This is a genomic window from Kitasatospora sp. NPDC024654 (genome assembly GCF_055559155.1).
Genome location: NZ_JBVHLF010000020.1, coordinates 1 through 20,053, shown reverse-complemented (window position 1 = coordinate 20,053; position 20,053 = coordinate 1). Strand labels below are relative to the sequence as shown.

17 protein-coding genes and 1 pseudogene are annotated in these 20,053 nt (G+C 72.1%); 8 read left to right on the top strand and 10 right to left on the bottom strand.

All coding sequences use genetic code 11. From position 1 onward, the window contains the following. Nucleotides 1-154: 154 nt before the first annotated feature. Nucleotides 155-934 (bottom strand): HAD-IIA family hydrolase, encoded by a 780-nt coding sequence (locus tag ACZ38L_RS14770; protein ID WP_396563946.1) that lies wholly within the window; start codon nucleotides 932-934, stop codon nucleotides 155-157. Between the two features lie 188 nt (nucleotides 935-1,122). On the opposite strand from ACZ38L_RS14770, the gene ACZ38L_RS14765 reads away from it, so the two are divergent. Beyond that, the gene (locus tag ACZ38L_RS14765; protein ID WP_465692820.1) at nucleotides 1,123-2,190 is read left to right on the top strand and encodes a Gfo/Idh/MocA family protein; all 1,068 of its coding nucleotides are present in this window, start codon (nucleotides 1,123-1,125) and stop codon (nucleotides 2,188-2,190) included. A 58-nt stretch (nucleotides 2,191-2,248) separates the two neighbouring features. After that, on the top strand, nucleotides 2,249-2,377 hold the full coding sequence (locus ACZ38L_RS14760; protein ID WP_465692818.1) for a hypothetical protein: 129 nt from the start codon (nucleotides 2,249-2,251) through the stop codon (nucleotides 2,375-2,377). Here ACZ38L_RS14760 and ACZ38L_RS14755 read toward each other — a convergent pair. The 5 genes from ACZ38L_RS14755 to ACZ38L_RS14735 form a co-directional block, all read right to left on the bottom strand. Continuing rightward, on the bottom strand, nucleotides 2,350-3,381 hold the full coding sequence (locus ACZ38L_RS14755; protein WP_465692815.1) for an adenosine deaminase: 1,032 nt from the start codon (nucleotides 3,379-3,381) through the stop codon (nucleotides 2,350-2,352). The two genes, ACZ38L_RS14760 and ACZ38L_RS14755, sit on opposite strands and share 28 nt — an antisense overlap. 51 nt (nucleotides 3,382-3,432) lie before the next feature. Next, the gene (locus ACZ38L_RS14750) at nucleotides 3,433-4,800 is read right to left on the bottom strand and encodes a DUF445 domain-containing protein (protein ID WP_465692813.1); all 1,368 of its coding nucleotides are present in this window, start codon (nucleotides 4,798-4,800) and stop codon (nucleotides 3,433-3,435) included. A 62-nt stretch (nucleotides 4,801-4,862) separates the two neighbouring features. Beyond that, the gene (locus ACZ38L_RS14745) at nucleotides 4,863-5,819 is read right to left on the bottom strand and encodes an ABC transporter ATP-binding protein (RefSeq protein WP_465692811.1); all 957 of its coding nucleotides are present in this window, start codon (nucleotides 5,817-5,819) and stop codon (nucleotides 4,863-4,865) included. 29 nt (nucleotides 5,820-5,848) lie between these two features. Beyond that, nucleotides 5,849-6,676, bottom strand: coding sequence for an ABC transporter permease (locus ACZ38L_RS14740; RefSeq protein ID WP_465692809.1), 828 nt, complete (start codon nucleotides 6,674-6,676; stop codon nucleotides 5,849-5,851). Beyond that, nucleotides 6,669-7,484 carry an ABC transporter permease gene (locus ACZ38L_RS14735; protein ID WP_465692807.1) on the bottom strand — a complete coding sequence of 272 codons (816 nt, stop codon included), beginning with the start codon at nucleotides 7,482-7,484 and terminating at the stop codon, nucleotides 6,669-6,671. The genes ACZ38L_RS14740 and ACZ38L_RS14735 overlap by 8 nt, the downstream gene beginning before the upstream one ends. A gap of 292 nt (nucleotides 7,485-7,776) precedes the next feature. On the opposite strand from ACZ38L_RS14735, the gene ACZ38L_RS14730 reads away from it, so the two are divergent. Then, nucleotides 7,777-10,038 (top strand): transglycosylase domain-containing protein, encoded by a 2,262-nt coding sequence (locus tag ACZ38L_RS14730; protein WP_465692804.1) that lies wholly within the window; start codon nucleotides 7,777-7,779, stop codon nucleotides 10,036-10,038. A 96-nt stretch (nucleotides 10,039-10,134) separates the two neighbouring features. Here ACZ38L_RS14730 and ACZ38L_RS14725 read toward each other — a convergent pair whose 3' ends face one another. Beyond that, nucleotides 10,135-10,662: a hypothetical protein gene (locus ACZ38L_RS14725; RefSeq protein ID WP_465692800.1), complete on the bottom strand. Its 528-nt coding sequence runs from the start codon at nucleotides 10,660-10,662 to the stop codon at nucleotides 10,135-10,137. Nucleotides 10,663-11,123: 461 nt separating this feature from the next. Here ACZ38L_RS14725 and ACZ38L_RS14720 point away from each other — a divergent pair, with 461 nt between their 5' ends. Both ACZ38L_RS14720 and ACZ38L_RS14715 read left to right on the top strand, forming a co-directional pair. Beyond that, nucleotides 11,124-12,200 carry a sialate O-acetylesterase gene (locus ACZ38L_RS14720; RefSeq protein ID WP_465692798.1) on the top strand — a complete coding sequence of 359 codons (1,077 nt, stop codon included), beginning with the start codon at nucleotides 11,124-11,126 and terminating at the stop codon, nucleotides 12,198-12,200. Between the two features lie 421 nt (nucleotides 12,201-12,621). Next, nucleotides 12,622-13,167, top strand: coding sequence for a DUF3515 domain-containing protein (locus ACZ38L_RS14715; RefSeq protein ID WP_465692796.1), 546 nt, complete (start codon nucleotides 12,622-12,624; stop codon nucleotides 13,165-13,167). 109 nt (nucleotides 13,168-13,276) lie between these two features. Here the strand turns inward: ACZ38L_RS14715 and ACZ38L_RS14710 are convergent, their stop codons facing one another. Next, nucleotides 13,277-15,685, bottom strand: coding sequence for an ATP-binding cassette domain-containing protein (locus ACZ38L_RS14710; protein WP_465692793.1), 2,409 nt, complete (start codon nucleotides 15,683-15,685; stop codon nucleotides 13,277-13,279). Between the two features lie 404 nt (nucleotides 15,686-16,089). Between ACZ38L_RS14710 and ACZ38L_RS14705 the strand changes: the two genes are divergently transcribed. The 3 genes and pseudogenes from ACZ38L_RS14705 (at nucleotide 16,090) to ACZ38L_RS14695 (ending at nucleotide 17,651) form a co-directional block, all read left to right on the top strand. Next, entirely contained in the window at nucleotides 16,090-16,311 is a 222-nt protein-coding gene (locus tag ACZ38L_RS14705; protein ID WP_465692791.1) for a hypothetical protein, read from the top strand. Then, the gene (locus ACZ38L_RS14700) at nucleotides 16,295-16,810 is read left to right on the top strand and encodes a DUF6879 family protein (RefSeq protein ID WP_465692789.1); all 516 of its coding nucleotides are present in this window, start codon (nucleotides 16,295-16,297) and stop codon (nucleotides 16,808-16,810) included. The genes ACZ38L_RS14705 and ACZ38L_RS14700 overlap by 17 nt, the downstream gene beginning before the upstream one ends. Further along, nucleotides 16,811-17,651, top strand: a pseudogene (locus ACZ38L_RS14695) (helix-turn-helix domain-containing protein). Between the two features lie 686 nt (nucleotides 17,652-18,337). Here ACZ38L_RS14695 and ACZ38L_RS14690 read toward each other — a convergent pair. Continuing rightward, the gene (locus tag ACZ38L_RS14690) at nucleotides 18,338-19,054 is read right to left on the bottom strand and encodes a hypothetical protein (protein ID WP_465692786.1); all 717 of its coding nucleotides are present in this window, start codon (nucleotides 19,052-19,054) and stop codon (nucleotides 18,338-18,340) included. A 487-nt stretch (nucleotides 19,055-19,541) separates the two neighbouring features. Beyond that, nucleotides 19,542-19,844 (bottom strand): GroES family chaperonin, encoded by a 303-nt coding sequence (locus tag ACZ38L_RS14685; protein ID WP_396564042.1) that lies wholly within the window; start codon nucleotides 19,842-19,844, stop codon nucleotides 19,542-19,544. Between the last annotated feature and the right edge of the window lie 209 nt (nucleotides 19,845-20,053).

The following is a 20,053-nucleotide window of genomic DNA, read 5'->3' as shown; positions in this document are numbered from 1 at the left end:
TTCCCCCTTTCCTCCTCTTTCGTTGGGGTGTGGGCGACTTGGTCCACAACCCCCCCCCCCCCCGGGGGGGGGGGGGGGGGGGCCCGACGGCCCCCCGCCTTCCATCACCCCGCACGCTACACAGCGACACCGACAGGGCGGGAATCCACCGGGATCAGACCAGGTCGACCAGATCGGCGACCGACTTGACCACCCGGGTGGGACGGTAGGGGAACCGCTCGACGTCCGCCGCCGCGGTGAGCCCGGTCAGCACCAGCACGGTCTCCATGCCCGCCTCCATGCCCGCCACGATGTCGGTGTCCATCCGGTCGCCGACCATCACCGCGGTCTCCGAGTGCGCCCCGGCGGTGTTCAGCGCCTCACGCATCATCAGCGGGTTGGGCTTGCCGACGAAGTACGGCTCGACCCCGGTCGCCTTGGTGATCAGTGCCGCGACGGAACCGGTGGCCGGCAGCACGCCCTCGGTGGACGGCCCGGTCTCGTCCGGGTTGGTGCAGATGAAGCGGGCACCGCCGTTGATCAGCCGGATCGCCTTGGTGAGCGCCTCGAAGCTGTAGGTGCGGGTCTCGCCGAGCACCACGTAGTCGGGGCTGTTGTCGGTCAGCACGTACCCGGCCTGGTAGAGCGCGGTGGTCAGGCCGGCCTCGCCGATCACGTACGCGGTGCCGCCCGGGCGCTGGCCGGCCAGGAACTTCGCGGTGGCCAGCGCCGAGGTCCAGATGCACTCCTCGGGCACGTCCAGGCCCATTCCGGAGAGCCGGGCGGCCAGGTCGCGCGGGGTGTAGATGGAGTTGTTGGTGAGCACCAGGAACGGCTTGCCGGAAGCCTTCAGCCGGCGGATGAACTCGTCCGCACCGGGGATCGGGGTGCCCTCGTGGATGAGGACCCCGTCCATGTCGGTCAGCCAGGACTCGATGGGCTTGCGCTCTGCCACGTACGTCTCCAAGAGTCTTGCGGTGGTGGTACTGGATCATGCGCCGCAGCCACCCGCGCGCAGCAGCGCAGCACGAGCGGCGGAGCGCCGTTGGCTGCCCCGACAGGGCCAGCCTAGTTGGCCCGCGGCACCGGGTCCCACCCTCGTCCCGTCCACCGGACACCGCCCCGGCGTGATGGAGTGGGGGCATGAGCACCACACCCCGCACCCCCTACCGTGTCGCGCTGATCGGATACGGGCTGGCCGGCTCCGCCTTCCACGCCCCGCTGATCGCCACCACCCCCGGCCTGCGGCTGGACGCGGTGGTCACCGCCAACCCCGAGCGCCGCGAGCAGCTGGCCCGCGAGCACCCCGGCGCCCGTGCCCTGGACACCCCCGAGCAGCTGCTCGCCGAGGCGGACGAGTACGACGTCGTGGTCATCGCCTCCCCGAACCGGACCCACGTGCCGCTCGCCCGGGCCGCGCTGACCGCCGGCCTGGCCACCGTGGTGGACAAGCCGCTGGCCGCCACCGCGGCCGAGGCCCGGGCGCTCTGCGGGCTGGCCGCGAGCCGGGGCGCGCTGCTGACGGTCTTCCAGAACCGGCGCTGGGACGGCGACTTCCTGACCGCCCGCCGGCTGGTCGAGGAGGGCGCGCTGGGGCGGGTGCACCGTTTCGAGTCCCGGTTCGAGCGGTTCCGGCCGAAGCCGAAGGCCGGCTGGCGCGAGCTGGCCGACCCGGCCGAGGTCGGCGGCACCCTCTACGACCTGGGCAGTCACCTGGTCGACCAGGCGCTCACCCTGTTCGGGCCGGTCCGCGGCGTCTACGCCGAGGTGGACGTCCGGCGGGACGGGGCGGCGGTGGACGACGACGTCTTCCTCGCCCTCACCCACACCAGCGGCACCCGCTCCCACCTGTGGGCCTCCGCGCTGGCGCCGCTGAGCGGCCCGCGGCTGCGGGTGCTCGGCGACCGGGCCGGCTACGTCAAGCGGGGCATGGACCCGCAGGAGGCCGCGCTGCGGGCCGGCCACCGCCCGGGCGACGGCCCGTGGGGCGTCGAGGACCCGGCGCTGCACGGCCTGCTCGGCACCGACGAGGAGCGCGCCCCGGTCCCCACCGAGCCCGGCGCCTACCCCGCCTTCTACGCGGGCCTGGCCACCGCGCTGGCCGCCGGCACTCCACCGCCGGTCGACCCGAACGACGCGGTCGCCACGCTGACCGTGCTCGAGGCGGCCCGCCACTCCGCCGCCACCGGCCTTACCGTCCAGCTGAACTGACCCGCTGTCGGATCCGCGCGCCGGGGCCGCGATCGCGCCGTACCTGTCGTTCGGCACGGTGCTCTTCGCCGCCCTGGTGCCACTGGCGGCCGGGCTCTACCTGCTCACCACCACGGCCCGGACGGCCGCCGAGCGGGCCTGGCTACAGGACCGTGGCGGTCAGCCGCGCGGCCAGGCCGCCAGGTAGGCGTCGATCTCGGCGGTCAGTTGCGCCTTGCCGGCCGGGTCCAGGAACGAGGCCTCCACCGCGTTCCGGGCCAGGCCGGCCACGCCCGCCTCGTCCAGGTCGAGCAGCCGGGCCGCCACCGCGTACTCGGTGTTCAGGTCGGTGCCGAACATCGGCGGGTCGTCGCTGTTGACGGTGACCAGCAGGCCGGCGTCGACCATCTGCTTGATCGGGTGCTCCTCGATCCGCTCGACCACCCGGGTGGCCAGGTTGGAGGTCGGGCAGACCTCCAGCGGGATCCGGTGCTCGCCGAGGTGGTCGAGCAGCGCCGGGTCCTTGACGGACTGGGTGCCGTGCCCGATCCGCTCGGCGCCGAGCAGCCGCAGCGCGTCCCAGACCGTCTCCGGCCCGGTCGACTCGCCGGCGTGCGGCACGCTGCGCAGGCCGGCCGCCCGGGCCCGGTCGAAGTACGGCTTGAACTGCGCCCGCGGCACGCCGATCTCCGGCCCGCCCAGGCCGAAGCTGACCAGGCCCTCGGCGCCGACCTCCAGCGCGAGCCGGGCGGTCTCCTCGGCCGCCGCCAGCCCGGCCTCGCCGGGGATGTCGAAGCACCAGCGGAGCACCACGCCGAAGTCCCGCTCGGCGCTCTTGCGGGCGTCCTCGATCGCCTCCATGAAGGCGACGTCCGGGATGCCCCGGCGGACCGAGCTGTAGGGGGTGACGGTCAGCTCGGCGTAGCGGATCTGCTGGCGGGCCATGTCCTCGGCCACGCCGTAGGTCAGCGAGCGGACGTCCTCGGCGTCCCGGACCAGGTCGACCACCGAGAGGTAGACCTCGATGAAGTGCGCGAAGTCGGTGAAGCTGAAGTAGTCGGCGAGCGCCTCCGGGTCGGCCGGCACCGCGGTGCGGCCCTCGTAGCGGGCGGCCAGCTCGGCGACCACCCGCGGTGAGGCGGAGCCGACGTGGTGCACGTGCAGCTCGGCCTTCGGCAGCCCGGCGATGAACGCCTCTATCCCTCGGGACAACGTCTTCTCCTCAACCCTCGCCAACCCGGCCCTGCATCATCGCACGGGGCGCTACCCCAGGGCGCTGGACAGGGTGTGGATCAGCAGTCCGGCCAGGGCGCCGACCACCGTGCCGTTGATCCGGATGAACTGCAGGTCGCGGCCGACGTTCGCCTCGATCTTGCGGGAGGCCTCGTCGGCGTCCCAGCTCGCCACGGTTTCGGAGATCAGCGAGGTGATCTCGGCCCGGTAGGTCTCCACCACGTACTGCGCGGCGTCCTGCAGCCAGCCGTCCGTCTTGGCCTGCAGCCGCCGGTCGCTGGCCAGCCGCCGGCCGAACGAGCACAGCCCGTCGCGCAGCCGGCGGCGCAGCTCGCTCTCCTCGTCCTCGGCCGCATCCAGCACCAGGGCCCGGACGGCTCCCCAGGAGGAGGCGATCAGGTCCTGCACCTCGGTCCGGGCCAGCAGGTCGGCCTTGGCCCGTTCGACCCGCTCCTGGGTCGCCGGGTCGGTCTGCAGCTCCACCGCGAAGTCGGCCAGGAAGGTGTCGATCGCCCCGCGTGCCGGGTGCTGCGGGTCGTCCCGGATCGCCGTGACGAACCGCATCAGCTCCTTGTAGACCCGCTCGCCGACCTGGTGGTCGATGAACCTCGGGGTCCAGCCCGGCGACTTGAGGGCGACCTTGTCCACCACCTCGAGGTGGTGCCCGGCCAGCCAGTCGTGCGCGCGGACGGCGACCAGGTCCACCACCCCGTGGTGGCCGCCGTCGGCGACCACCTTGCCGAGCATCCGGCCGAGCGGCTCGGCGACCTGGGCGGCCGCGGCCCGCCGGGTCACCGCCTCGCTCACCACCGCCTGGACGTCCTCGTCGCGCAGCACCGCGAGCACGCCGCGCAGCGCGGCCGACGCCTCCCGGGTGACCCGCTCGGCGCTGCCGGGCGCGGCCAGCCACTCGCCGAACCGGCGGGCGATGCCGATCGCGGCCAGCCGGCTGCGGACCACCTGGGCGGAGAGGAAGTTCTCCCCGACGAAGTCGCCGAGCGTCTTGCCGAAGGCGTCCTTCTTGGTCGGGATGATCGCGGTGTGCGGGATCGGCAGGCCGAACGGGCGCCGGAACAGCGCGGTGACGGCGAACCAGTCGGCCAGCGCACCGACCATGCCGGCCTCGGCCGCCGCCGCGACGTACCCCGTCCAGCTGCCCCAGCCCGCCGCGCCGGCCCAGGTGGCCAGGGCGTAGACCAGCGTGGCGAAGGCCAGCAAGCCGGTCGCGATGGTCTTCATCCGCCGGACGCCGCGTCGTTTCTCCTGGTCCTTGGCGGTGAACCGGACGCCCGGCGCGGTGACCGCCACCTCGTTCTCACTCTCCACCCGACCAGTCTTACCGACCGGTCGCCCTTCCACCCCCTCCGGTCCGGCGGCTCCGGGGGAGATCAGGGTCACCCCGCCCGGGGCGGGGCGACCTCGTCGGCCGGCCCGGTGAGCCGGCTCGGCCAACCGATCCGTCAGCCGATCGGCACCTGGCCGTACATGCGGGCGATCACCTCCTCGATGGCCGGCTCGCGCACCGAGAGGTCCAGCAGCGGGTAGCGCTCGGCCACCGCGGCGACCAGCGGGGCCGCGCTCTGCCGGGCCGGGAAGGCCAGCCACTGCCGGGCGCCCTCGACCTTGACCACCCGGGCGCCGGGCAGCTCGATCGGCGGCGCCGGCCGGACCAGGTCGACCACCAGGGTCCGCTCGCTGCCGCCGACCGCGTGCAGGCCGGCGAGGTCGCCGTCGTGCACCAGCCGACCGTGGTCGATCACCATCACCCGGCCGCAGAGCTGCTCGATGTCGGTCAGGTCGTGCGTGGTGAGCAGCACGGTGGTGCCCTGTGCGTTGACCTCGCGGAGGAACTCCCGGACCCGGGTCTTGCTCACCACGTCCAGCCCGATGGTCGGCTCGTCCAGGTAGAGCACCCGCGGGTCGTGCAGCAGCGCGACGGCCAGGTCGCCGCGCATCCGCTGGCCGAGCGAGAGCTGGCGGACCGGGGTGTCGAGCAGCGGCCCGAGCTCCAGCAGCTCGACGCAGCGGTCGAGGTTGGCCCGGTAGCGGTGGTCCGGGATCCGGTAGATCCGGCGGGCCAGTTCGTAGGAGTCGCGCAGCGGCAGGTCCCACCAGAGCGTGGTGCGCTGCCCGAAGACCACTCCGATCCGGCGGGCCAGCCGGACCCGGTCGCGCGCCGGGTCCACTCCGGCCACCCGCAGCCGGCCGCCGCTGGGCACCAGGATGCCGGTGAGCATCTTGATCGTGGTGGACTTGCCGGCGCCGTTCGGCCCGATGTAGCCGACGCACTCGCCGGCCGTCACGGTGAAGCTCAGCCCGTCCACCGCGCGGACCTCGCGGCGGGTCCGGCGGAACCGGCCGGCCTTCGAGCGGATGGTGAACGTCCTTGCCACGTCGTCGAGTTCGATCAATGCCATGGTCTGCTCCTCACGATGGGTGGGACCGGTCAGTTGCCGGCGCCGCGGTAGGCCCGCAGCCCGGCCCGCCAGGCGAACCCGGCGACCAGCACGCAGCAGGCCGCGGCCACCGGCGAGGCGAAATGGAACGCGGACGGCAGCCCGAGCGGGTCCGGGCGGCCGAGGATGTGCAGCAGCGGGAGCCAGTTGACGAAGGCCAGCGGGATCCCGAAGGTCACCCCGGCGACCAGCTCCTTGGCGAAGACGGTCGGCGGGTAGTGCAGCAGCACCCCGCCGCCGTAGGTGAAGGAGTTCTGCAACTCCGCGGCCTCGCCCCACCAGAACTGCAGGGTGGCGCCGATGACGAAGAGCGCCCCGAAGATCACCGTGCCGCTGGCCAGCAGCACGGCCAGCAACAGCACCTTGTCCCAACTCCATTGGACCGGCAGCACGTTCACCGACCAGCCGAGCACCACCAGCGCCTGGAGCGGGCGGCCGAGCCGGCGCAGCGTGAACCGCTCGGCGCAGATCTGGGAGAGCGCCGGGGCGGGCCGGATCAGCATCACGTCCAGGGTGCCGGCCCGGATCCGCGCGCCGAGCGCGTCCACCGAGCCGACCAGCAGGTCGGCCGTGCCGAGCGCGAAGCCCGACGTGCCGTAGAGCAGGGCGAGTTCGGGCAGGGTCCAGCCGCCGAGCGTGTCGGTGTGCCGGAACATCAGCAGCACCACCACGAACTCCAGGGAGTTGGTGCAGAAGTTGGCGGCCAGCATCAACGCGAAGGAGGCCCGGTAGGCCAGCGCGGCCCGCATCCACATCGCGGCGGTCAGCCGCCACGAGCGCACCGCCCAACCGGCCCGGACCGCGAGGGAGTCAGCCACCCTGGACCACCACCTTCCGGGTGGCGAGCCGTTGCCCGGCCCGGCCGACGGCCAACAGCAGGACAGCCCAGAGGAGTTGGAAGCCGAGACCGTCGAACGCGGCCCAACCGGTCCTGCGCTCGAGGAAGATGTCGCTGGGCACCTGGATCAACGCCGCGAACGGCAGCAGCCCGGCGAGGGTGCGCAGCGTGTGCGGGAAGAGCGCGATCGGCAGCAGCATGCCGGAGAAGAACATGCCGGCCACCAGCATCAACGCCCTGACCCCGTCGGAGTCGTGCAGCCAGAAGCCGGTGATCGAGACCAGGAAGCGCAGCCCGAAGCTGGCCACCACGGCGAGCAGTACGGAGAGCAGGAAGAGCGGCCAGGTGGTCGCCGAGCGCGGCAGCCGGGCGTGGAAGGCCAGCAGCCCGAAGGCCATCGGGACCAGGCCGCGGGCCAGCAGCTGGAATCCGGCCCGGCCGAGGTCGGTGGCCAGCCACCAGCCCTGGAAGTCCACCGGCCGGTAGAGGTCGACGGCGATGTCGCCGGTGCGGAACCGCTCCTGGAGTTCGTCCTGGAAGCCGCCGCCCCAGACCGCCACCACCACCAGCAGCGACTGGCTGACCCAGATGTAGGTGACGGCCTGGGCGGTGTCGTAGCCGCCGAGGCCGGGTCTGGCCCGCCACAGGGCCAGGAAGGTCGAGGCGAGGATGACGCCGAAGACCGTGTTGGTGAAGGCCCCGGCCACCGTCGCCGCGCGGTATGTCGAGTAGCGGCGGAACGCGCCGTGGGCGATGGCCAGGTAGAGCCTGGCCGACGTTGCCATCATTATCTCCTTATCGACATTTCTGCGGGGCGACCGCCGCCCCGGACGACAGCACCACCACGGCCCGCCGCAGCCGGATGCAGCCCGACGCGCGTACGCGCGGGCGCGCCCAACAGCCCCGACCGGTGGGCACCGGGGGGCCGGGCGCCGGGCGAGGCTGGGCGGGTATGCGGTTGTGTCGAACCACCGTAGCGGCGCCGACGGCGGCGTGCAGGCGATTTCCGGGCGGGGGCACGGCGGCGGAGCCGGTCCGATATTCACGGAATTCTGCGACAAATCACCCATAATCCCCCTCATGACCCTGGAGCCGTACCCGCAGCCGCACCCGGATGCCCCGGATGCGCCGCAACGGTCCGGCGTGCCGCCCCGGCACCGCGGCCCGCACCGCCGCGACCGGCGCCGCGCCAGACGCCACGCGCGCCGGGCCGCGCGCCGGGCGCTCCCCCTCCACCGCCGGCTGATCCCCACCTGGCGGCTGCTCCTCGGCACCACCGTCGGACTGCTCCTGCTGGGCGCAGCGGCCTTCATGACGCTCTACCGGATGGTTCCGATCCCCGACCCGAACGCCCACGCGCTCGCCCAGAGCAACATCTACTACTGGTCCGACGGCCGCAGCGAACTGGCCCGCACCGGTGCGGTGAACCGCGAGAACGTCCCGATCGACCGGATCAGTGCCGACACCCGGCACGCCGTGGTCGCCGCCGAGGACCGCAGCTTCTACCAGAACAACGGCATCGACCTGAAGGGCATGCTGCGCGCCGCCTGGAACACCCTCACCGGCCGCGGGCTGCAGGGCGGTTCGACGATCACCCAGCAGTACGTCAAGAACTACTACCTGACCCAGGACCAGACCCTCACCCGCAAGCTCAAGGAGGTCCTCATCGCGCTCAAGGTGGACCGCGAGGAGAGCAAGGACACCCTGCTGGCCGGCTACCTCAACACCAGCTACTTCGGCCGCAACGCCTACGGCGTCCAGGCCGCCGCGCGCGCCTACTACGGCGTCGACGCCAGCGCGTTGACCTGCGCCCAGGGCGCCTACCTGGCCGCCGTGCTGCAGGCGCCGAGCAGCTACGACGTCCGCACCGCCACCCCCGGCAACCGTGACAAGGCGATCGCCCGCTGGAACTACGTGCTGGACGCCATGGTCGACCGGCACTGGCTGGAGCCGGCCGCCCGAGCCCCCCTCACCTTCCCCGAGCCGCTCGACCCGCAGCCCGCCGCCGGGCTCGGCGGCCAGGCCGGCTACCTGGTGCAGATCGCCGACGACTACCTGGCCGCCACCGGCACCCTGGACGCCGCCACCCTCCGGGCCGGCGGCTGGCGGATCACCACCACCTTCGACAAGGACCGCCAGGACGCCTTCACGGACGCCGTCCACCGGCAGCTCCACACCGTGCTCAACCCGGCCGCGCGCCCCGGCAGCGACACCGACGTCCGGGTCGCCGGCGCCTCGGTGGAGACCACCAGCGGGCGGATCGTCGCGGTCTACGGCGGCCCGGACTACACGACCCAGCCGTACAACGACGCCCTGCGGCAGGACAATCCGATCGGCTCCACCTTCAAGCCGATCGAACTCGCGGCCGGCCTGAAGGGCGGTCACCACACCCAGGACGGCAAGGCCATCACGACCGAGACGGTCTACGACGGCGACAGCGAACGCGACGTGGTGGGCGGCCCGACACCCTACGCCCCGGCCAACGAGGGCGACGTGGACTACGGCCCGATCACGCTGCGCCAGGCGATGGTGAAGTCGGTCAACACGGTCTACGCGCAGGAGGGCGTGGACGCCGACCTGGCCGACGTCCGGCGCACCGCGATCGCGCTCGGCATCCCGGAGAACGTCCAGGCGATGCGCGCCGACGACACCTCGATGACGCTGGGCACCGCGACCCCCAGCGCGCTCGACCTGGCCGCGGTGTACGCGGCGCTGGGCAACCACGGGCAGGCGATCACCCCGTGGGCGGTCAGCGCGATCGACCGGGTCGGCCGGCGTGACGGGCTGCCCCGGCTGCCCGTCCACCCGGCCCGCGCCGCACTCGACCGGGGCACCGCGGACGCCGTCACCGGTGTGCTGCAGGACGTGCTCGGCCCGGCCGGGACCGGCGCGGCGGCCGCCGCGCTGGGCCGACCGGCGGCGGGCAAGACCGGCACCACGGACCAGAACCTGTCCGCCTGGTTCGCCGGCTACACACCCCAACTCACCGCCGCGGTAGGCCTGTTCCGCGAGAATCCGGTGACCCACGGCAAGCTGCCGCTGAACGGTACCGGCGGGCTCACCCGGGTCAACGGCGGGGCGTTCCCGACCGCGATCTGGACCGCGTACATGAGCGCGGCGCTGGCGAGGACACCCGTGGCGGCCTTCGACCTCCGGCCGAGCGCGGGCAACCAACGGCCCGCCTCGTCCCCCGCGCCGCACCCCGCCGCGCCGCCGCGGCCGAACGCCAAGCGGCCGAACGGCCCCGGCAAGCCGGCGCACCCCGCGACCGGCGGGCCGGCCCGGCCGCCGCGCCCGGCCGCCCCGGCGTCGCCGACGCAGCCCGCGACCGCGCAGCCCTGAGCCCGGGACGGGCGTACCGTCCCGGGCTCGCGGCCCGCCGGGGCTCGGCTCCCCTGCCTCCGTCGCCGCTTCCCCCACCGGCTCCCGACTCGCCGACTACTTCCTCGCGTTCAGCGCGTTCAGCGCTTCCTTGAGCTCGTCGGCCGCGTGCTGCAGGTTCGCCCTGGTCTTGTCGTCGAGCATCATGCGGTGTTCCGAGCCCTTCGCCGGCCCGTTCGGCAGGGCGGGCAGGGACGGGACCGTGACCGGCAGGCCGAGGCCGCTCAGCAGGTTGGTGATGGTCGACAGCAGGGCGGAGATCAGCGCGGTCAGCGCGCCCGTGTTGGGGAGCGTCGGCAGCGCCGTGGGGAGCGCGGTCGGCAGCGCCGTGGGCAGCGCCGGCAGCGTCGGGAGGGTGATGCCGGGGATGGTCGGCAGGGTCAGCCCGGGTGCGACCACCCGTCCGCCCGACTGAACGGCCTGCGCGCCGGGCACGGCGGCCGGGGCGACCGCGGCGGTGGCCGCCGTCGCCGACCGGACCAGCCCGGGGGTGTCGGAACTCGCGGCCTCGGCGGCGACCGCCACCGTGACCGCGCTCAGACTGAGTGCCGCGGTCAGCGCCGCGGCCTTCCATATGGCACGCATGGGAATTGGGTCTCCTCGTGGGTGGGGAGTGGGGGAACAGGCGTACGCCCTGCTCCACACGTTGGGCCAGCCCACCCGGCCCGGCCACCTCGCTTACGCCGAACGTGCGGCACCCGACCGCCCCGCGCGGCAGCTCGTCCCGGCTCCGCGCACCGCCGTCCGCCCGCCCCGGTCACCTCGACCGACATCGCGGGCACCGACGCCGAGCACGACATCCGCCCCTGCACCGGCGGCGGGCGGGGCCACCCGTCCGGCGGTAACCCTGAGGTGGCACGCCGGTGGCGACTGGAAGGGCTTCCAGGCCATGACGGCGGGCGACTTCCTCGGCACCGGCAAGACCGACATCGCGGGCACCGACGCCGAGCACGACATGCGCCGCCACACCGGTCACGGCACCGGCCACCTCTCCGGCGGCTCGCCGATGTGGCCCACCGGCGGCGACCGGGCGGATATCCGGCCAGGTGGAGCAGGACGACGCCACCGCGGTGCGGCTGGACGTCGCCCGGGACGGGCCGCAGGTCTCCAGCACCACCGTCCCGGGCGACGGCAGCGGCAAGACCTTCTCGTTCTCGCCTGAGATCCAGGCCGGTCCGCACGGTTACTCGTTCTCGCTGTACTCGATCGGATCGGCCACCACGCTCCAGGACTCGTGGCCGGACGTCGTCGCCGGCGATGTCTACCTGGTCAACGGCCGGTCCAACTCGACCGCCCGGCAGCGCTACGACATGACTGCGGCCAACAGCAGTGCCGGCGACCAGTCGTCCTGGGTGCGGACCTTCGGCTCGTCCACCGGCGACCCGACCGCCTCGACCCAGGACGACACCTGGCAGGAGGCCCAGGGCGACGGCTACCAGGCCTCCGGCGTGGTGGGCCAGTACGCGGTCCGGATGGGCGAGCGGATCGTCACCACCTACGGCGTCCCGGTCGCCATCCTGACCGGCGGCCAGGAGGCCATGCCGATCTGGTTCTTCCAGCCCACCTCGGGCGACCACGGTGACGCGAACTCCAACTACGGCCGCCTGCTGGACCGGACCGCCCGGGCCGGCGTGCGGAACCAGGCCCGCGGCATCCTCTGGTACCAGGGCGAATCCGACAACGACAACGTCGCCGCGCAGACCTCGGGCTTCAACTCCCTGGTGAGCGCGTGGAAGTCCGACCACCCCGGCCTCCAGCACATCTACCCGCACCAGATCCGCAACGGCTGCCAGCTGCCCTCCGGCGCCGAGCAGCCCTCCTACGAGGAGCGGGAGGCCCAGCGCGAGTTCGGCGACATCCCCGGCGTAACCGTGCTCTCCACCACCGGCGTTGACGACCAGGGGCCGGACAACTGTCACTACTACTACCACGGCGGCTACCGGACCCTGGCCGACCACGACTTCGCGACGGTCGCCGCACGACCTCCACGGCGGCGGCGCGGTCGCCAGCACCCCGCCGAACCCGCTGAAGGCCTGGTACTCCAACGCGGACCACAGCCGGATCACCATCGCACTGCGCAACACCACCGACCACCTGAACATGCCGTGCTGCTCGACCGCTGATTCATCGTCAACGACACTTCCGCCACGGCCATTTCGTTCGCGGCCGCACCCGGCGAGATCTCCCTGCGGCTCAGCGGCCCGGCCACCGGCGCCAACGGCATCAGCTACGTCGGACACGACGGCGCGGGCCCGTGGATCACCAACGACAACGGCACCGGCCTGCTGGCCTTCTACGACCTGCCGTTCGCGGCGGACCACCTCGACGCCTTCCCGGCCGCCGCTCCGAACTGCCCGCCGAAGCCCGGGAGCACCGCACGCACGGTGGCCGGTGACCTCAACGGCGACGGCGTCCTCGACACCGGCCCCCGAGGTGACCCGTCGGCGGCGACCGGATCACCCACTGATCCGCTGCCCATCCCGCGGGCCGACCGTCGGTACCCCCGGCGGCCGGCTCGCGGTCGCGGCCCACCAGGATGGCGGCATGCCCTCACGCCTCACCCGGCCCCTCCGCGCCTTACCGGCCACGGTCCGGTGGCCGCTCCTGCCGGCCGCGCTGCTCGCCTGCCTCGCGCTCGTCACCTGGTCCGGGACGACCTGGGAGCCGCCGGTCACCGCGCCCGAGCCGCGGGGTCAGGTCGCGGACCACTGCCGAGCGCTGGCCACGGCCCTGCCCGCGACCGTCCAGGGCCACCGCCGCACCGGCCCCACCGCCTCGCCGTACGTGGCGGTTTGGAGCAGCTCACCCCGTACGGTCCTGCGCTGCGGAGTCCCCCGCCCGAAGTCCCTCAGGGTCTGGGCGAACCGGATCGCCCCCGGACCGTACGTCTCCGGCGTCCAGTGGTACATCGAGAAGGACGGCCACGGCGGCTACCGCCTCACCGTCACCCAGCGCAGTGCCTACGTCGAACTGAGCGTCCCGGCCGGCGCCTACCCCAACTACTCCGACCCCCTCGTCGACCTCTCCCGGCCCATCGCGGCGACCATTCCCGACATTTACGGTCACCTCGGCCCCGCCGACGACTCCTGACGCCCGTCCGGAACACCGGCCCCTGGAGCACCGCCGGCGGACGTGACCGGAACCGTCCGTGACGCCCACCGGCCACCTCGGCCGTCGGGCGTCACGGCACCCGGCTTCCTCACCCCGATGTGCCCACGTAGGCCGCGAGGTGCTCGCCGGTGACGGTGGAGCGGGCGGCGACGAGGTCGGCGGGCGCGCCCTCGAAGACGATCCGGCCACCGTCGTGGCCGGCGCCGGGACCGAGGTCGATGATCCAGTCGGCGTGCGCCATGACCGCCTGGTGGTGCTCGATGACGATGACCGACTTGCCGGAGTCGACGAGTCGGTCGAGCAGGCCGAGCAGCTGCTCGACGTCGGCGAGGTGGAGGCCGGTGGTCGGCTCGTCCAGGACGTAGACGCCGCCCTTCTCGGCCATGTGGGTGGCCAGCTTGAGCCGCTGCCGCTCGCCGCCGGACAGCGTGGTGAGCGGCTGGCCCAGGGTGAGGTAGCCGAGCCCGACGTCGGCGAGCCGGCCGAGGATGCGGTGCGCGGCCGGCGTGCGCGCCTCACCGGCACCGAAGAACTCCTCGGCCTCGGTCACCGACATCGCGAGCACCTCGCTGATGTCGCGGCCGCCGAGGTGGTGGTGCAGGACCGACGCCTCGAACCGCTTGCCCTCGCACTCCTCGCAGGGGGTCGCGACGCCGGCCATCATCGCCAGATCGGTGTAGATGACGCCGGCGCCGTTGCAGGTGGGGCAGGCGCCCTCGGAGTTGGCGCTGAAGAGCGCCGGCTTCACGCCGTTGGCCTTCGCGAACGCCTTGCGGATCGGGTCGAGCAGTCCGGTGTACGTCGCCGGGTTGCTCCGTCGCGAGCCGCGGATCGCGCCCTGGTCGATCGACACCACGCCCGTACCGGCGGCCGCCGAACCGTTGACCAGCGAGCCGTGCACGAGCGAGCTCTTGCCGGAGCCGGCGACACCGGTGACGACGACCAGCACCCCGAGCGGGATGTCGACGTCGACGTCGCGCAGGTTGTGCGTCGTCGCACCGCGGATCGGAAGCGTGCCGGTGGGCTTGCGCACCGTCTCCTTGAGGGCGGCCCGGTCGTCGAAATGGCGACCGGTGGTGGTGCCGCTGGCCCGCAGTCCCTGGACGGTGCCCTCGAAGCAGACCGTCCCGCCCGCGGCACCGGCACCGGGGCCGAGGTCGACGACGTGGTCGGCGATCGCGATCACCTCCGGCTTGTGCTCCACGACGAGCACCGTGTTGCCCTTGTCCCGCAGCCGCAGCAGCAGGTCGTTCATCCGCTGGATGTCATGGGGGTGCAGGCCCGTGGTGGGCTCGTCGAAGACGTAGGTGGTGTCGGTGAGCGAGGAGCCGAGGTGGCGGATCATCTTGACGCGCTGCGCCTCGCCGCCCGACAGCGTGCCCGCCGGCCGGTCGAGCGAGAGGTAGCCGAGGCCGATCTCCACGAACGAGTCGAGGGTCTGCCGCAGCGACGCGAGCAGCGGCGCCACCGAAGGCTCGTCGAGGCCGCGGACCCATGCGGCCAGGTCGCTGATCTGCATCGCGCAGGCGTCGGCGATGTTGGTCCCGCCGATCCGCGAGGACCGGGCCGCCTCGCTGAGCCGGGTGCCGCCGCATTCGGGGCAGGCGGTGAAGGTGACCGCCCGGTCCACGAACTCCCGGATGTGCGGCTGCATCCCCTCCCGGTCCTTGGCGAGGAGCGACCGCTGGATCCGCGGGACCAGACCCTCGTAGGTCATGTTGATGCCCGCGATCTTCATCCTGGTCGGCTCGCGGTGGAGGAAGTCGTGCAGCTCCTTCTTGGTGTACTTGCGGATCGGCTTGTCCGGGTCGTAGAAGCCCGAGGCGCTGTAGAGCCGGTAGTTCCAGCCGCCGGCCTTGTAGCCGGGGATGGTGAGCGCGCCCTCGGCGAGCGACTTGGAGTCGTCGAAGAGCTGGGTGAGGTCGATGTCGGAGACCGCCCCCCGTCCTTCGCAGCGCGGGCACATGCCGCCGGTGCGGGTGAAGGTCACCTTCTCGGTCTTGGCGGCACCGCGTTCGACCGTGATCGCCCCGCTCGCCCGGATCGACGCGACGTTGAAGGAGAACGCGTTGGGTGAGCCGATGTGCGGCTCGCCCAGCCGGCTGAAGAGGATGCGCAGCATCGCGTTGGCGTCGGTGGCGGTGCCGACCGTGGAGCGGGGATCGCCGCCCATCCGCTGCTGGTCGACGATGATCGCGGTCGTCAGCCCGTCGAGTACGTCGACCTCGGGCCGCGCCAGCGTCGGCATGAAGCCCTGCACGAAGGCGCTGTAGGTCTCGTTGATCAGCCGCTGCGACTCCGCGGCGATCGTGTCGAACACCAGGGAGCTCTTGCCCGAGCCGGAGACGCCGGTGAACACCGTCAGCCGGCGCTTCGGGATCTCGATGCTGACGTCCTTGAGGTTGTTCTCGCGCGCGCCGTGCACGCGGATCAGATCGTGACTGTCGGCAACGTGCGGCGCGGGCGACCGCGGGTCCGCCTTCTTGGCCTTGCTCATCGTGTCTCCATCTGTTGGGCAGGGGCAGCCTTCGCGGTCCCCGCCGGCATCGCCCGGCGCGGGGCGACCAGCTTCGAGCAGTGCGTCTGGGTCTCCATTGTCGACACGGTCGTGCACCGCGCTGTCCACGACGGTCACACCAGCCGCGGCGCGGTGACCGCGCTTCTCCGTTCCTGATCGGTCCGGTCGCCGTTTTGGCCACGCGATGCATCCCCGCCGTCACGCGCGCCACGTCATCAGGTACCACCCAGGACGTCGATGACGATCTCGTTCTGGCGGTTGACCTCGGCAAGATCTTTAAGCAAAGGCGGGAATAATCCCGCGTGCGCGTAGCACGCCGTGGGCGAACTACGTAGCGTTGTCCGGGGCCGGCTCAATCAGGGCCGCAGGCAAGGGGGTTCATCATGGCTGACAAGCCGGGGCTCACTCGACTGACAGGGACGGGCAATGGCAACGGTTCGGGCGAGTGCGGGGGCGACGACTGCCCCAACGTCTACGCCACCGACCGAGGCACCTTCGTGGTCCAGGGCGACTCGTTCGCCGGCTTCACGGCGCCGGACGGTGAGTCGTTGGTGGAGATCCCCGAGCACATCCTGCGGGAGGCTGTCCATGCTCTTGGATGGTAGCGACTGGCGAGCGTACTTCGACGCCATGAAGCGCGACGCATGGCGGCTGGAGACGCATCCCGTCTACACGATGCCGCACGAGGAAGAGGCCATCCGGCGTTTCCAGGCCGGCCAGCTGGTCACCGCCGCCGACACCGTGGAGTGGACCGATCGGATTCAGGGTTATCGCAACACCGGACGCAGCGTCGGGCGCGTGCATGTGCTCACCCGCCCACTGACGGAGTATCTCCGGTTCGAGTTCGCGTACTACCTGCACAATGTGGCGGCCGGTGAAGGGGTCAGGATTCTCGACCTGACGGACCGGGAGAATCCAGGGCTGCCGGATCAGGATTTCTGGATCTTCGATGACTCCAGGGTGGTCCTGATGAACTACCGGCCGGACGGCACGCAAATCAGCCGCGAGGTGTTCGGGGGCGATCCTCAGCCCTTTGTGACCTGGAAGCGGTTGGCGATGGCCGAGTCGGTCCCCTTCTCGGAGTACGTGAAGGAGCATGGGTGAGTGACGCTGGATCCCGAACAGCTGGGTCAGTCGAAATCTGACCTGGCTGGAAAGCTTCGAGAGCTACGCAAGCGAGCCGGTCTCACTGGGGACCGGCTCGCTAGGCGTTGTTCCATGACGCAGAGCACCATCAGCAAGATCGAGACCGGCAAGAAGGTCCCGACGCTGGTCGAGGTGGAACGAATCCTTCGGGCGGTTGACGCGCCCCCGGAGCTGGTCGAGGAGATCTCGGCCATGGCCAGGGCCGCCAACACGCAGTGGCAAGAGGCCCGGGCGTCCTGGCGGGCCGGACTGGAGAAGCGGCAGACAGAGCTGGCCGCACTGGAGATCAGCGCTCGTCACCTGCGGTACTTCCTCCCGGCAATGATCACGGGCCTGCTGGCTACGCCGGAGTACGTCAGGGCCAGCCTCGCCCACTGTCCAGGTGACATCAGCAGGACGGTCGCCCGCAAGCTTGAGCGGCAGGCGGTGCTCTTATGACCGGACGAAGTCCTTCACGTTCATACTCACCGAACAGGCCGTGCGGTGGGCGACTATCGAGCCGATCGCCATGTCGGTACAGGTCGAGCGACTGGCATCACTTTCTCACCTGCCTAATGTCCGGCTCGGCGTGATCCCTTTTGGCACCGTGCTGTCCCGCGGGCCGATGAACACGTTCACTGTGTACGACGATCGACTTGTGACAGTGGAAACCTTCACCGGTCGCATGGTCTTCCAGGATCCCCGAGATATCGCCGAGCATCTCGAAGTGTTTTCACTCTACGAGCGCCACGCAGTGTTCGGAGAAGACTCCAGAAGACAGCTGTTCGAGTGGTCCGCGATGTTCCGGGGAGATCTTTAGTCGGCGACGGGAATATTGTGGCAGCCCCTGCCGGCGTCCCGATATCGTCATGGCTCACCCAGCGGATACCGATGCGACGGGGAGCCAGTCATGTCTGCCGTCATGAGCTACCACGAGATTCGCGAGTACTTGCGAACGCGCGGCCAGAAGTCTCCGGGGAACCCGCTGGAGGACTACGACCCACGGTTCTTCGACCGACTCGGGGGAAAAGGGCGCGGAATGCCGACGGACTGGCCGTTCTGCCGGTGCGGGGGCGCCACGTGCCCCGATAGCAGGCGCATGAGCCCCGAAGCCATCACCGCCCTGATCGGGCGCCCGGACGCCGAGTGGACACGCGATGCCGCGTAGTGCCACCAGCCAGGACGACTGTTCCGTCTGTGTCCGGTTGGACGCACAGGCGTCCAATGCCCGTGCGGCGTACGACTACTCGCGAATCACCGACATTCGCGTACTGCGATCCCGGCACCGTGGCGAATCCCCCTGCAAGCGGGTCAGAACGTGACCGGCGAGCCGACCGTATCCGGCCACGAGCCCGAGCCTGCTGAGCAGGGCGATCCGCCCCCGCCGCCCCTACCGGCACCGCCCGAGTCGGGAACCACGGCGCGGCTGCGGGAGGCGGTCCGGCAACTCAACCGGGAGAGTCAGCGCTGGCGCCCGTAGACCACGCCCCGGCTCGTGCGCGGGCCCTACAGGGCCGGTGATCCGCAGACGCCCAGGCCCAGGGTGGCCCTGGTGGCACGCATGGCGGCTCGGGCCCGGGCGACGCCGCGTGGAGTGGCCGCCGCGCCGCCGCCGACCGCGACCGTGCGGCCGCCGAGACCGGCGCACGGGCGGCAGATGCCCGGTTGGGGCACGGGGTCGTGACACTCGGGGCACTCGGGGGGCCGGGCCGCGGCGGGGACAGGGGCCGGCAGGTGGACGGGCGGCATCTTGCGCTCCAGTCGGTCGCGGAGCATGCCGACCGGGGAGTACACGGTGGCGGGCAGGCCGGACAGCAGGGCCTGAGTCAACTCGCCCGTGGTGCAGCCGCGTTCGAGCCACTGCGCGACCAGGGGCGCCAACTCCAGGGCCTCGGCCGCGCCGAGGCGCAGGCGTGGCTCGGTTCTGAGCACCCGGTACGGCGTCAGCGCCGCAGGCGAGTCGGTCAACTGATCGGCGGGGAGGGTGGGTTCTTTCACCGGTTTCTTTACCGGAGGGAGGACGGCCGGGCGGGCCTTCGCCCCGCCGGGGTCCGGAGGGTCGGCACTCGGCGCGGCCAGCTGCGGGGTGTCGAAGACGTGGGACTCGGAGCGGAAGGTGCCGTCCGGCATCCGCAACCTGTCGACGCGGTAGTAACCCGCGTCGGTGAGTTCCTTGAGGGCCCTGCGGATCGCGCCGCGGCCCTGCGGGCTGGTGTCGGCCATCGACTTGCCGTCCTCGCGCCAGCCGTCCGGGCGGGAGAGGAGGTCGGCCAGCAGGCCGCGGGCAGTGTAGCCGAGCCGACGGTCCTGGAGCAGGCCGTTCGGTAGGACGGTGAAATGGTGCGCCTGGGCGCTACGATGGACGCGCGTTGGGAGTTGGACTCTCCTAGTGCCTGGCCCCGGGGTGTTCGTGCACCGCCGGGGTCATCAGCGTTCTGCCGGTTGGACGGACGGAACGTGGCACGCGGACTGCACGAATCCCCCAGGATCGGGCGAGCGGTCGTCTCACGTATGACTTCTGATCAAGTTGGCTTGCCCAGCGGCAACTTGTGCGGGAATCACGGTCCGAGGAGGACGGGATCACGATGCGGGGCCTGCTCGACGGGATGATCCAGCAGGGTGTTACCCGCCTCTCCGTGCACGCTGTGGCCCGGCCAAGGCGAAGCCCCCTCCCGGTCACCCGGGAGGGGGCCTGACGCCGCCCGGCAGGTCAGAGGTAGAGCCCGGTCGAGCCCTCCGAGTCCTTCAGTCGTTCGGCCGCCACCGCGTGCAGGTCGCGCTCGCGCAGCAGGATGTACGTCGCGCCGCGGACCTCGACCTCCAGCTTGTCCTCCGGGTCGTACAGCACCCGGTCGCCGGGCTCCACCGACCGGACGCTCTGCCCGACCGCGACGGCCTCCGCCCAGGTGCACCTCTTCGACAGCTCGGCGGTGGCCGGGATCAGGATGCCGCCGGTCGAGCGGCGCTCGCCCTCGCCGGCCTCGGTCCTGACCAGGACCCGGTCGTGCAGCATCCGGATCGGCAGCTTCTCGCCCAGCCGGTCATGGCGGGTCGACTCGTGCCGGTCCCGCGGTTCGTTCTGCTCGTCGTTCACACTCACGCCCCGACCGTACCTGGCGCGACCGCCCGGCGGGGGGGGGGGGGGGGGGGGGGGGGGGGGGGGGGGGGGGGGGGGGGGGGGGGGGGGGGGGGGGGGGGGGGGGGGGGGGGGGGGGGGGGGGG

Excerpts from the sequence above, each read along its gene's own strand:
- ACZ38L_RS14730 (WP_465692804.1), top strand. The coding sequence starts at position 7,777 with ATGACCCTGGAGCCGTACCCGCAGCCGCACCCGGATGCCCCGGATGCG.
- ACZ38L_RS14690 (WP_465692786.1), bottom strand. The coding sequence starts at position 19,054 with ATGGCCGACACCAGCCCGCAGGGCCGCGGCGCGATCCGCAGGGCCCTC.
- ACZ38L_RS14745 (WP_465692811.1), bottom strand. The coding sequence starts at position 5,819 with ATGGCATTGATCGAACTCGACGACGTGGCAAGGACGTTCACCATCCGC.
- ACZ38L_RS14765 (WP_465692820.1), top strand. The coding sequence starts at position 1,123 with ATGAGCACCACACCCCGCACCCCCTACCGTGTCGCGCTGATCGGATAC.
- ACZ38L_RS14700 (WP_465692789.1), top strand. The coding sequence starts at position 16,295 with ATGCTCTTGGATGGTAGCGACTGGCGAGCGTACTTCGACGCCATGAAG.
- ACZ38L_RS14705 (WP_465692791.1), top strand. The coding sequence starts at position 16,090 with ATGGCTGACAAGCCGGGGCTCACTCGACTGACAGGGACGGGCAATGGC.
- ACZ38L_RS14685 (WP_396564042.1), bottom strand. The coding sequence starts at position 19,844 with ATGCTGCACGACCGGGTCCTGGTCAGGACCGAGGCCGGCGAGGGCGAG.
- ACZ38L_RS14735 (WP_465692807.1), bottom strand. The coding sequence starts at position 7,484 with ATGATGGCAACGTCGGCCAGGCTCTACCTGGCCATCGCCCACGGCGCG.
- ACZ38L_RS14710 (WP_465692793.1), bottom strand. The coding sequence starts at position 15,685 with ATGAGCAAGGCCAAGAAGGCGGACCCGCGGTCGCCCGCGCCGCACGTT.
- ACZ38L_RS14715 (WP_465692796.1), top strand. The coding sequence starts at position 12,622 with ATGCCCTCACGCCTCACCCGGCCCCTCCGCGCCTTACCGGCCACGGTC.
- ACZ38L_RS14725 (WP_465692800.1), bottom strand. The coding sequence starts at position 10,662 with ATGCGTGCCATATGGAAGGCCGCGGCGCTGACCGCGGCACTCAGTCTG.